This is a genomic window from Pseudomonas sp. PA15(2017) (assembly GCF_001945395.1).
Taxonomy (GTDB): domain Bacteria; phylum Pseudomonadota; class Gammaproteobacteria; order Pseudomonadales; family Pseudomonadaceae; genus Aquipseudomonas.
In genome coordinates this window covers 24,422-36,377 of the sequence record NZ_MSXV01000046.1, presented here as the reverse complement: position 1 = coordinate 36,377, position 11,956 = coordinate 24,422, and the positions used below count along the sequence as shown (strand labels likewise).

Sequence of the window (11,956 nt, the reverse complement as noted above, 5' to 3'; positions counted from 1 at the left end):
TTTGCCAGCCTGGCTGCACCACTACAACTGGCACAGGCCGCACAGCAGTCTCAACTACAAACCACCAATCAGTCGGGCTCCATTGCCACTGAACAACGTACTGGGTTTACACAGCTAGTCCATTCCCTGCGTCCTGCGCCTAACCGGAGGCCATTTCTCGCGGCAACGCGGTTCGCGCTGAAACGGGAACAGACCCTAATGACCCTGTGTACGGGATTACTGAAGTCCCTGCCCTATTCCTCGCCACTACGATCGTCGAGTTTCGAATGCGCAACGAGGCGACCGTTGCCACCAAATCCCAAGTAGTACAATGGTTGCGGGATGGGTTGGTACCCAGTGATTTAGATGACTTCATCGAGAGCCTGGCGGGGCGTGCGATAGGCAGTCTCTGTGGGCAGAAGCTCATGGTAAAGACTGAGGCCAGAAAGTACCGTCTTACCGATTCTCAATAGCCTTGTAAAGGTGGAGCATCCTTTTCAAACCTTCCAAAGCATGCCCCCAGATGTGCCCCCAATGTAGTAATCCAGTGGAAGTGAATGGAACTCCATGGTTTAAGCCAGAAATGATCAGCAGAACAGCCTGCCAGACGACGCCTAAAGACTCTCAGGATCACCGAAAAACATCTGGATGCGCGAGCGCAGCCAGCGCTCGGCGGGGTCGTTGTCCTGGGCACCGCGCCAGGCCATGGACATCTCGAAGCTGTCGCTCGCGAAAGGCAGGTCTTCGGCGCGCAGGCCGCCGGCGGCGGTGAGCGTGGCAGCGGTGTAGTCGGGCACCACGGCGATCAGGTCGGTGCCGGCCAGCAAGGTACCCAGGCCATTGAACTGCGGCACGGCGAGCACCACCTTGCGGGTGCGATCGAAACGCGCCAACTGGTCATCGATGAAGCCATTGAGGTCGCCAGCGAACGACACCATGGCGTGGGGGCGGGCGCAATATTCGTCGAGGCTGAGCTTGCCGGGGATCGCATCGGCGCGCAGCAGCTTCGGCTTGCTGCGCCGCAGGGTCTTGCGTTTGGCGTTGGCCGGCAGTTCCTCGGTGTAACTGACGCCCACCGAGATTTCCCCGGAAGCGAGCAGGTTGGGCATCAGCAGGTAGTTGGCGCGGCGTACCACCAGCACCACATTGGGCGCCTCGGAACGCAGGCGCCGCAGCAGCGCCGGAAGCAGGGCGAACTCGACATCGTCCGACAGGCCGACCCGGAACACCGCGGTGCTGGTAGCCGGGTCGAACTCGGAAGCGCGGCTGACAGCAGTGGAGATCGAGTCCAGCGCCGGCGAGAGCAGGGCGAAGATTTCCTGGGCTCTGGCGGTGGGCTCCATGCTGCGCCCGGTACGCACGAACAACGGGTCATCGAACAGGTTGCGCAGGCGCGACAACGCCGCGCTGATTGCCGGCTGGCCAAGAAACAGTTTCTCTGCCGCACGGGTCACGCTGCGCTCGTGCATCAGCGTTTCGAACACGATCAGCAGGTTGAGATCGAGACGTCGCAGGTCGTTGCGGTTCATCCGGGTTCCAAATGTGCGGGCTTGCCAGAGCGGGACGCTAGTGAGAGCCTTGTGCGCCAATAGTACGAGCACTTGAGCGCATTGGGAAAGACACCGGTAAGATTGGCATATCCACACGTTCCGCCGGCCTATATCACTGTCAGGCATGACGACTATTACTCGTGTCGGGTGGTGTGTACCCAGGTGTGCAGATAAAGTCGAGTCCAGTGAATGAACCAATCCGCGATCAGTTGAGGTTGACGATGTCCCGCATGATCCGTTTCCACAAGTTCGGCGACGCCAGCGTATTGCAGTGCGAAGAAGTGCCGACACCCACTCCGAACGCCGGAGAGGTGCTGGTACGTGTCCAGGCGCTTGGTGTCAGCTGGGGCGATGTGCTGTGGCGCCAGAACCTGGCCTCCGAAGAAGCCAAGTTACCCTCCGGTGTCGGCTCCGAGCTGGCCGGTATCGTGGAAGCCGTGGGCGAGGGCGTCGACGACCTGCCGGTCGGCACGCCGGTCGCCGCGTTCCCGGCCAACACGCCCAATCGTTACCCGACCTGGGGCGACGTGGTGGTGGTACCGCGCTATGCGCTGACCCGCTACCCGGACGTGCTCAGCCCGACCGAAGCCAGCATCCATTACACCGGCCTGCTGTTCGCCTACTTCGCGATGGTCGACCTGGCCAAACTCAAGGCCGGCCAGCACGTGCTGATCACCGAGGCCTGTCATTGCCTGGCGCCGCAGTCGGTACAACTGGCCAAGGCGCTGGGTGCCAACGTCATCGTCTCGACCAGCGTGCCGGGCAGCCGTGAGTTCCTGCGCGAGCTGGGCGCCGACAAGATCATCTTCACCGAAGAGCAGGATCTAGTGCTCGAGGTCGAACGCTACACCGAAGGCAAGGGTGCTGAGGTGATTCTCGACCATTGCGCCGGCCAGCAGCTCAAGTTGCTCGGTGACGTTGCCGCAACCCGCGGCAAGCTGATTCTCTACGGCCTCAACGGTGGCAACGACACCGCATTCCCGGCCTGCGCTGCGTTCAAGAAGCACCTGCAGTTCTTCCGCCACTGCGTGCTGGACTTTACCGGGCACTCGGAACTGGGCATCGAGCAGGATCACGCCGCCGTACAACGCGCGCTGGATCACATCAACATGCTCACCGCCGATGGCCTGCTCAAGCCGCGTATCGACAAGACGTTCCCGTTCGGGGAGTTCGCCGAGTCACATCGCTACATGGAAGCCTGCCCCGATCGTGGGCGCGTCGCCCTGACGCTGGAGTGATCCACCCCAGAACGAAAGAAGCCCGGCATTGACCGGGCTTTTTTCTGGGGCAACACATCCTTGTGTCGGGTTCCGATCATGGCGGTCATCCGTTGCGATTTGATGACCGCACGCGCCTAGCTGCTCTCACGCACACGCAATTCGAAACCCAGGTCGACGTTGGGCGTGGCGGGGCGGCCATCGAGCATTTTCAGCAGCAGGTTGGCGGCTTCGCGGCCGACTTCGGTGCGCGGCGTATGGATCGACGACAGCCGCGGCACGGTATGCGCCGAAGCTGGCAGGTCATTGAAGCCAACCATCGCCACACGCCCCGGCACGGCTATCTCGCTGCGTTGTGCTTCGAATAGCGCACCCTGGGCCAGGTCATCGTTACAGAAGAAGATGCCGTCGACATCCGGATGGCGCTGCATCAAATCGCGAAACAGTTGGCAGCCCAGGCCGATGGACGAGGGCAGGGGATGCAGCAGCTCCAGGGCCGGGTCGTAGACGCCCGCGACCTGCAAGGCGCGGCGAAAGCCTTCGCCGCGTTGCATCACCCGTGGGTCCAGCTGGGCCGCCACGTAGGCAAGCCGCTTGCGACCTTGCTGCAACAGATGCCTGGCCGCGGCTTCACCGGCCGCCTGCTGGGAAAAGCCGACGCTGGCGATACCCGGCGCATCGCTCAGTTCCATCATGTGTACGCAGGGAATGCGGCTGGCGCTGAGCAGGTGTCGGGTACCTTCGGTGCGGTCGAAACCGGTCAGTAGCATGCCCATTGGCCGGTATGGCAGATAGTTACGCACCAGCCGTTCTTCCTCGTCCCGGCAGTAGTGGTAATCACCGATCAGCACCTCGATACCGCGTGGCCGCATCACTTCGTGAATGGCGTCCAGTGGCTCAATGAACAGCTGGTTGGAGAGCGAGGGAATCAGTACCACCACCGAACTGCTGCGCGCCGATGCCAGGGTTCGCGCCGCCGGGTTGGCCACGTAGCCCAACTCATCGGCGGCCTTGCGCACGCGATCGGCGAGATCGACGCCCACCGTGGCCACGCCGCGCAGCGCGCGCGAAGCCGTGATGGTCGATACGCCGGCGCGTTTAGCGACCTGTGCCAGGGTCGGCATGCCAAGGGTGCGGGAGGAGTTGCTGTGGGTCGGAGATTTCATCGGCAGGGGTTGTCATCATTCATAATTGCTGGTTAAGGTAGCGCTGTCTCAAGAGCTTGGCAATCGAGCACAATGCGCTTGCCACACCTGAGCAGCAGGAACCGGCGAATAACAGTTACAACATTTGAAGCCGCTGTCTCGCGTGTCGTTTCACTCGCCAAAGATAGCGCTGTCTTCTGCTGGAGTTGCACGATGAGTAAACCGATAACCGCAGTAGTCGTCATGGGCGTATCCGGATGTGGCAAGAGCTGCGTCGGCGAATCGATAGCCAAGCATGTCGGCGGTTACCTGATCGAAGGTGACCAATTTCACCCGCCCGCCAACATCGAAAAGATGAGCGCCGGCATTCCCCTCGACGATGATGACCGTGCCGACTGGCTGAGCCGCTTGGGCCAGGAACTGGTCAGCGCACTCGCGACCCATCGTCATCCCGTACTGACCTGCTCGTCGCTCAAGCGCAAATATCGCGACCGGCTGCGCGAGGCCGTGCCCGGCCTGGGCTTCGTGTTTCTCGAACTGGCCCGTGAGGAAGCTGCGCAGCGCGTCGGCAATCGCCCGGGCCATTTCATGCCGGCCAGTCTTATCGACAGCCAGTTCGCCACTCTGGAGCCGCCCCACGGCGAGCGTCATACGCTGGTGCTGGATGCCACACAAACCATCGAGACCCTTGGTCGCGAGGCTGCTGGCTGGTGGCGGGCTTCGAACGACGACCGCTGACCGCGCACCCCATGCATCTCCCATAACAAAGACAAGTGGAGCCGACATGAACACCGAACATCAAGCTGAGCTGTACCGCACATCTTTTGATCACCGGGCTGCAGATGCAGAGGAGGGGGCTCACCATGAATGAGGTGACCACTACCCTAGGCGCCGGGCCACTACTGTCCATCGCTGCCGGCGCCGTTCTGCTGCTTTTGCTGATGATCATCCGCTTCCGCCTGCACGCCTTTCTGGCGCTGGTGCTGGTGAGCATCTTCACGGCGCTGGCCACGCAAATCCCCTTCGACAAGATTGTCCCGACGCTACTCGGCGGCTTCGGCACCACGCTCGCAGCGGTTGCCTTGCTGGTCGGCCTTGGCGCAATGATTGGCCGGCTGCTGGAAATTACCGGCGGTGCCCAGGTGCTGGCCGATACGCTGATCAACAAGTTCGGTGCGCACCGTGCGCCTTTCGCATTGGGCATGGCCTCATTGCTGTTCGGCTTTCCCATCTTCTTCGACGCCGGCCTGATCGTGATGCTGCCGATCATCTTCAGCGTGGCCAAGCGCTTCGGTGGCTCGACCCTCAAGTACGCCTTGCCAGCCGCCGGCGCCTTTGCCGCCATGCACGCCCTGGTGCCGCCACATCCCGGCCCGGTCGCAGCGGCCGAGCTGCTGGGGGCCAACATCGGCCTGTTGGTCATCGTCGGCCTACTGATCGCGTTGCCGACCTGGTACTTCGGCGGTTATCTGTTCGGCCTGTGGGCCGGCAAGCGCTATGACCTGAAACTGCCGGCCAGCTTTCTGACCGATGTGCCGCGGGACAACAGCGTGACGCCGCCACCGTTCTCGCTGGTGCTGACCATCCTGCTGATGCCACTGGTGCTGATCTTCCTGGATACCGGCCTCAACACCCTGACCGTCATAGGTGCGGTGGATGGCGGCAGTAGCTGGGTGCAATTCCTGCGCATGCTCGGCAAAACCCCGGTAGCACTGCTGATCACCGTGCTCTTCGCGCTGATCGCCTTCAGCGGCCGACACAGCCGCAAGCACCTGGAAAAAGTCTGCGAAGGGGCGCTCGGCCCGATTTGCTCGATCATCCTGGTGACGGGGGCAGGGGGCATGTTCGGCGGTGTGCTGCGCACCAGCGGTATCGGTGACGCGCTGGCCAATACCTTGTCGGATACCGGCATGCCGGTGATCCTCGCCGCGTTCGTGATCTCCGCGGCGCTGCGTGTGGCCCAGGGCTCGGCCACCGTCGCACTGACAACCACCGCCGCACTGGTGGCGCCGATGGTTGCCGCTACACCCGGGCTGAGCGAGTTCGACCTGTGCTTCATCGTGGTCGCCATCGCTGGTGGCGCGACCGTGCTGTCCCACGTCAACGACTCGGGGTTCTGGCTGGTCAGCCGTTTTCTGGAAATGGACGAGAAGACCACGCTCAAGACCTGGACGGTGATGGAAACCCTGCTCGGTAGCATCGCCTTCATCCTGGCGGTCATTGGCAGCCTGATCCTGTAGCGTGAAAGGCCGATGCCGTCATGGCGATGACGGCATCGGAGCGGCGCTACATACCGTGACGGCTTCCCGTCGGCAACTTCGTACACCGCCTCCAGAATCAACGTTGGTCACCTTGGCCAGCCTTGATCACGTCTTGCATCGCAAACGGCATTGCCGCGCTTTGGGGTTTGCGCTGGTGAATGCCGCGCAGCCTTCAGGTTGTATCCGTCAGCTGTCGTCTTCACTGTTGCTTTGGGCGGTCTCCGCGTGCCTAGCGAGATGCAAGGCACTGCCGTCCATGGCGACGAGCAGTGCTCTTACCTTTTGGGTGAATACAGGCATTTCTGCTTTCGCGATTCGCGTTGCCGTCGGAATCTCAGCTTTAATCGGGTCTACTGGGCGATTGCCGACATGAAGCTCAAAATGTAGATGGGGCCCAGTACTACGTCCTGTATTACCTGATAGGGCAATGCGTTCGCCTCGTTTAACCTGCTGGCCGTTATTGACCAGTACACGGCTCAAGTGCAGGTAGCGAGTTTTGAATTGGCCGTTATGTTCGATCTCGATGTAGCGACCTGCAAAGGGATGATTGCCAACTCGCCGTATGACGCCATCGCCCGTTGAAAGAATAGGGGTGCCGATCGGCATCGCAAAGTCGACACCATGGTGCGGAGCGATGCGGCCCGTAACCGGGTGTAAGCGACGTAAATTGAAGGCCGAGCTGATCCGATAGCGTGCTTCAGTCGGGTAACGCAGGAATGCACGACTGAGGCTTTCACCATTGGCATCGTAATAGTTGCTGTCCGTGTGCAAAAAAGCACTTTCGACTTTATTGCCACGTAACAGACGAATGCCTTCCAGACGGGTCTGTCCGGTTGGCCCTTCTTCGGAGATTTGATGGCCTACAACAATGTCGAAATGGTCGCCAGGACGGATATCTCGGTTGAAATTCAGCCGCTCGCCGAGAATCTGCTGAGCCTTGAGAATATCAGCATCGCTTAATCCGGCTTGCTGTGCCGATACGTAAAAGCTGCCCTGTATGTTTCCAGTGATGACCTGCCGCTGCCAGGTGCTTGGACTGACGAATTCTTCGAACTCGAAGGAAGTATGGTTCACACGGCGGTACTCGATCCGGTACCCCGGATGCAGCTGAAGCTCCATGGCTTTCAATGTCTGATCGCTCTCGTCGACATGGAAAACCAAGGAGTTACCTGGCCGTAAGACATCGAGCGCGAGTAGCTCTTCATCCGCCGCCAAAATTTGCTGAAGGATATGTTGTGAAAACCCCTGTGCGCTGAAGATGGCACTTAACGTATCGCCGGATCTTAGCGAATAGCGCGTGGGCCTGTTCAGTGGGGTAGCGCCTGGGTCAGCCTGCTCGCGGTTTATGTCGCTGTCACCGACGGGAGCAGGGGTTGGAGTCGAGGCTCGCGGGGCATCTGGCGTGTGCGGGGCCAATAGCAAAGCAGCACCAATAGCGCATACGGCCAGCAGTAACATAACGTGATGACCGACAGGCATGTACTTCAGGAATGCAATGATACGCATCCGGCACTTTTCCTTATAAGGTAAATGTCTGGCTGGCCCAGGGCCGCGTCAAAGTTTTCGGCTCGGGGACTGCTCTTGCTCCGCGCGCTCAAACCAGCCGATTACCCGTTGTAAATGATGGATGCCGTATAACTCGGTGAATCGCTCGGTCTGGTATTCCTTGGGGTTCCTGAGAATTGCCAAACGCTCTTGCACGTAAGCCGAGGTCATTTGTATTTCGCACTCGACAGTGATGCAGTGGTACCAGCTGGCATAGGAGTCGGGAATCATCGGCGTATTCTTCACTTGGTTCTCCAGTTCATATTGCGAGTGCTAGCAGTGCTGTGCCAGCCATGGCGAAAGTGCCTGGCAGCTAGCCAGAAACAGGTTGCGAGCGATGGGCTAGCAGTCGCATTCATCACTGCAGCACCCCTCTGCAGGCGGATCGAAAAGCGCCCAGGTTTTATCTAGATTGTCTGGCACCGGCAGGCCTAGCCGATTCAATACCTTCAACGCAACTACAGGGAACCGTTGACGAAACTTGTAAATGAAGCAGTAGATTCGTTGCTCGTGCTGAACCTGCGGGCCGAGCATGAAGAGTCCCGGGGTTTTACTTGATTCGTCGTGCTCGGTCAGGATCGGCTTACCGTTTTCAGCCCAGTCGAAGCACTCTTCAATTTGCCTCGCGCCGCCGCCACTTAGAAAACCTGTCCCTAGAATAGGGGCGTTTTCACTGAGCCAGACGCGTCCATCAGAAGACCGAACCCGGTGCCATTCCATCATCTTCGAAACGTCGGTCACGTCGGCGCCGAAATGCAGCTCCAGCCGCCCCGAACGCATCGCTTTATCCATGCGCTCTCGGCTGAATGGTGAGAGCGAGAGGCTGGGGTCTTCGGGCGTAGGCTGATCCCAGTTGGGTTTGCGCACCAACAGTTTCACTCGGCAGCCCATGCGTATCAGATTGATGGCCGCATCAATGCCACTCTCGTAGCCACCAATGACGATTTGGTCGCTGCATGCCGATTCCTTCCAAGACCGGACCTGAGCGTAGTGGCGGCAAAGTTGAGCGCCTGGAAATGGGAGCAAGTCAGGAAACTGGAACTCACCCGTGGCCCAGATCAATAGCTTCGTGGTGCCGCTTCCCTGCGAAGTCGTCAGCTCGAACCCATCACCCGGCAGCCTTTGCACGCCCTCGACAGAGCACTGCGTAATCACCGGTAACTCGTGCTTGCTGGCGAGCAGAGCCAGGTAGTCCGCGTAGGCCTGGCCATTTAAATGCTCCGTTCGTGACGTGATGGCTGGCGAGCTGCTTGGCGACACTGCATTCAGATCGGGCAGACCGAATGGGTTGCTATAGAACGACGGCGTTATAAAGCTGGTCTCCGCTGGCCAGCGCCGGAACGATTCCCCAATGTCACCTCTATCGAGGATGACGAAACGGTCCACCCCGAGAGCCTGGAGCATCAGCCCCATACCGATTCCGGCGGCGCCTGCACCAACGATTACCAAGTCTGCGGAAGATTCCATAAAGCGGCCTGAAAGAAGGAATAGATACGCATGAATGAGAACCAATATGTTATACCATAGCATTTGATTTTTACTCCATGCATCTACCTGGAGCAGCTACGAAGCAGCTTGTGTCGATCGGTGGCTTCACCACGCACGTGCATCCGCGCGTCCATTCGAGATCGGCTCAAGTGGGCGAGGGGACCTGATCAGCGGCCAGGGTGCTCCATGAGTACGCATGCCGTGATTGGTAGCGCGGCGCTCGTCGGAGCGCTCGACAGCCGAGGCACTTGCCTCAGCATCAGCCCTCCACCTAGCTTCGCCAACGCAGCATTTATCCGTTCATTTGCCGCCACCTTGCCTCGCATTGCTTTGAGAGGCGAATGTCCAGGCATTCTGTGGCGCAGTGACTGCCACCTGGACGCTTGCAGATTGGCCGAGATCACTCGTCGTAGCGAAGATGCCGGCTTCTACTAAGGGCCGAGGGTGTTTAGCGTTCACCGCGAAACCGGTTACGTGATCACTTATCGGTCGCCGCCCGTTATCACCGTGACCTTGATGGTGCTCAAGTAACACGTCTTGGGCTGGACGATACCGTGACGCTCGGCGGCCATGGCTTGTTGATCACCAAGGGCGATCTCGTTAGTTGCCAACGCTTGGCCAATCGCCGTCATTGGCCGCGCATCTCGCCGTGATTCCGCCGGCGTTTTAGGTGGTGGCCAAACCGGCTATCTGTAGTGAGAGCTGGCCATGATCAACGTTTAAAATCGTGAGCAGATCGGCTCGCGAATTCCAATCCAAGACTTCGCATAATGTGGCCCCAGGTTATGTTTGGCCGGTGCCGTGGGACTATCCGAAGGCCACGGCAAGCGCAGCTAGGTTTAACATCAACCTGGGATTATGCGATGCCGATTGGTACCAATATGCTGCTCCAGGATCTGTTCCTGCAGGAAATTATGGTACCAAAACGATTGAGTGCGTCGGCGTGATTTGGTACCATTTCCCTGCTCGAGGAACGAACCAGGTTAAACGGAAAGGTACCAAAATGACCCTAGTGAAATTCGATGCTGACCCGGCCGAAGCCGACCTGATGCGCATGCACTACGGCGAGAAAACCGCCTCGAAGGCCTACGCCAAGGCTGCTACTGACGCGCTCCAGCTCTACCGCGAAACCCAGCACCTGCAAGAAACCATCGAGATGCAGCGGATCGAAATCCTTCGGTACCAGCGCATTCTTGAGCAGGCTAGGGCGTCTGCCATGCACCTTGTCGAGGCTTGCGGCCAGGGAGACTTACTCAATGGCTGATCGCACCGTGAAACGCTTCCTTGATGCCCCCGGCACGCCTTCCCCTGTTGCCATCGCCCTGCACGTCACCACCGGCCTGATCGTCGCCGCTCTCATTGCCTACGCCGTCCTCTGACGGCGCCCGGCCCTCAAGCTGACCACTCCACACTGATCACTCGCTTCTGCTTGTGTTGGCACGCTGTGTCATCCCGCGAGGCGATCCACTCGCACATTTGCGATGGGCCGGAACGGGCCAGGGGCGAAGCCCTGCTTTTTTGAGCGCTCGACGGCGCCCGGAGGGGTGGGGGTGCTGTAACACCCCCACTTTGGTATGAAACCTCAGACTTTTTTGCCTTTCCGCAATGAATTTCTTGACCTGCATTCATTGCGCTGCAAGTATGGCATTCCATCCTTTTCTAAGCATCGATGAGCGCATGCCGATATCACTACTTGAAATCCATCAGCGGCTTATTTCTGACGGTATTGTTTCGAGCGAGGCATCTGCTAATGCCACGCTGGTTTATGCCGTCAAGTGGATGGAAGGCTTCCCCTTAGACTTCGCAAAAAGCGCCGTCAAGGTAAATAGAGCTCGCTTGCGAAAGCTGGGTATTGATATTGCCAAGCCTTATGGCGGGCAAATCTCGCCATCTTCACAGCGGTGCTAAATCGCAGGGGCAGGGGAGCTGCAACTCCCCTATCCCTGCTTACCACTCTCGGTCGTAGGAGGATCGAAAATGGCTGCATTCAATTCTACTGAAACCCTTGTTACTGCTGGCCTCCCCAAAATCCCTTGTGCACTGTCCGCCTTGCCTGAACTTGAAAAAATATCATGTTTAACCCTTGACGGAACTCCCATTCACCCGCTTCAGCTTGTCGGCAGGCGCGTACGCCTCTCTGAGGCCTGTGCTGTTACCTATGGCCACCTTCAGGTATTTGAGTCCTTGAATTACCTTTGCACTGTTATGGCAGTTCAGCTTGGAAGCGTTTCACTTGGCGTTCCCACCAGCCTTATTATTCTCGAGGATGGCTGCTCTTACTCTGACCCTAGGGATATCTCGAATCTGACCATCCTAGAGGTGCTCCAGTGACTGGCGTCCGCCGTCGGTTAGACCGAGGGCCGAGGTCAACAGTCGTCGGTCGCCAGGAACGTTTCTGCGGCGTTCTGATGGCTACCTAGCGATATGCATTATGCGAGGCCTTCGCAGGGACAGGGACTGGCGAGCGTAGCGAGCAGGCACGGGCACAGCGATGGCCCGAGCAGTAACCTGACCACTCAGCCGGCACCAGAAATACCGGCTGCTGCGAGAGACCGAGGGCGCGCAGCGTCCTCGCAGCAGCCGGTAGTATCATCGTCGCAAGAAATCGTCCGCGTTGGCGGCGGCAAACCTGGGCATTTGTGGTGAGCACTGACCATGGCTCAACTGTTCGAAACCGGCTCCGGCGTGCTTTTTTGGCTCTTTGTGCTTGCCTGTGTGGTCTGGTCGCCGTGGGCTATCGGCGAAATCTACCGCCTGATGGTGCCCAGGGA

12 protein-coding genes are annotated in these 11,956 nt (G+C 59.2%); 7 read left to right on the top strand and 5 right to left on the bottom strand.

The features are described 5' to 3' along the window. A partial coding sequence (locus BVH03_RS15360; RefSeq protein ID WP_143485886.1) for an integrase core domain-containing protein occupies positions 1-118 on the top strand: 118 nt, incomplete at its 5' end. Between the two features lie 475 nt (positions 119-593). On the opposite strand, the gene BVH03_RS15350 is transcribed toward BVH03_RS15360, so the two are convergent. After that, the gene (locus BVH03_RS15350) at positions 594-1,508 is read right to left on the bottom strand and encodes a LysR family transcriptional regulator (protein WP_075961979.1); all 915 of its coding nucleotides are present in this window, start codon (positions 1,506-1,508) and stop codon (positions 594-596) included. Positions 1,509-1,750: 242 nt separating this feature from the next. Between BVH03_RS15350 and BVH03_RS15345 the strand changes: the two genes are divergently transcribed. Beyond that, positions 1,751-2,767 carry a zinc-dependent alcohol dehydrogenase family protein gene (locus tag BVH03_RS15345; RefSeq protein WP_075961978.1) on the top strand — a complete coding sequence of 339 codons (1,017 nt, stop codon included), beginning with the start codon at positions 1,751-1,753 and terminating at the stop codon, positions 2,765-2,767. 116 nt (positions 2,768-2,883) lie between these two features. On the opposite strand, the gene BVH03_RS15340 is transcribed toward BVH03_RS15345, so the two are convergent. After that, positions 2,884-3,912, bottom strand: a complete 1,029-nt coding sequence (locus BVH03_RS15340) for a LacI family DNA-binding transcriptional regulator (protein ID WP_075961977.1) — start codon at positions 3,910-3,912, stop codon at positions 2,884-2,886. Between the two features lie 222 nt (positions 3,913-4,134). Between BVH03_RS15340 and BVH03_RS15335 the strand changes: the two genes are divergently transcribed. Then, positions 4,135-4,629, top strand: coding sequence for a gluconokinase (locus BVH03_RS15335; protein ID WP_177344914.1), 495 nt, complete (start codon positions 4,135-4,137; stop codon positions 4,627-4,629). Positions 4,630-4,754: 125 nt separating this feature from the next. Next, positions 4,755-6,131: a GntP family permease gene (locus BVH03_RS15330; RefSeq protein WP_075961975.1), complete on the top strand. Its 1,377-nt coding sequence runs from the start codon at positions 4,755-4,757 to the stop codon at positions 6,129-6,131. Between the two features lie 207 nt (positions 6,132-6,338). Here the strand turns inward: BVH03_RS15330 and BVH03_RS15325 are convergent, their stop codons facing one another. The 3 genes from BVH03_RS15325 to BVH03_RS15315 form a co-directional block, all read right to left on the bottom strand. Next, positions 6,339-7,658: a peptidoglycan DD-metalloendopeptidase family protein gene (locus BVH03_RS15325; RefSeq protein WP_083640074.1), complete on the bottom strand. Its 1,320-nt coding sequence runs from the start codon at positions 7,656-7,658 to the stop codon at positions 6,339-6,341. A gap of 48 nt (positions 7,659-7,706) precedes the next feature. Next, complete coding sequence (locus BVH03_RS15320; protein WP_075961974.1) at positions 7,707-7,943, bottom strand: hypothetical protein; 237 nt, start codon at positions 7,941-7,943, stop codon at positions 7,707-7,709. A gap of 96 nt (positions 7,944-8,039) precedes the next feature. Then, positions 8,040-9,227 carry an NAD(P)/FAD-dependent oxidoreductase gene (locus BVH03_RS15315; protein WP_218189544.1) on the bottom strand — a complete coding sequence of 396 codons (1,188 nt, stop codon included), beginning with the start codon at positions 9,225-9,227 and terminating at the stop codon, positions 8,040-8,042. 961 nt (positions 9,228-10,188) lie between these two features. On the opposite strand from BVH03_RS15315, the gene BVH03_RS15310 reads away from it, so the two are divergent. From BVH03_RS15310 to BVH03_RS15305, 3 genes are all read left to right on the top strand, one after another. Then, positions 10,189-10,449, top strand: a complete 261-nt coding sequence (locus BVH03_RS15310) for a hypothetical protein (RefSeq protein WP_075961973.1) — start codon at positions 10,189-10,191, stop codon at positions 10,447-10,449. Next, complete coding sequence (locus BVH03_RS26895; RefSeq protein WP_256574711.1) at positions 10,442-10,564, top strand: hypothetical protein; 123 nt, start codon at positions 10,442-10,444, stop codon at positions 10,562-10,564. The genes BVH03_RS15310 and BVH03_RS26895 overlap by 8 nt, the downstream gene beginning before the upstream one ends. 226 nt (positions 10,565-10,790) lie before the next feature. Then, positions 10,791-11,093, top strand: a complete 303-nt coding sequence (locus BVH03_RS15305; protein ID WP_083640073.1) for a phage/plasmid replication protein — start codon at positions 10,791-10,793, stop codon at positions 11,091-11,093. The last annotated feature ends 863 nt before the right edge of the window (positions 11,094-11,956 follow it).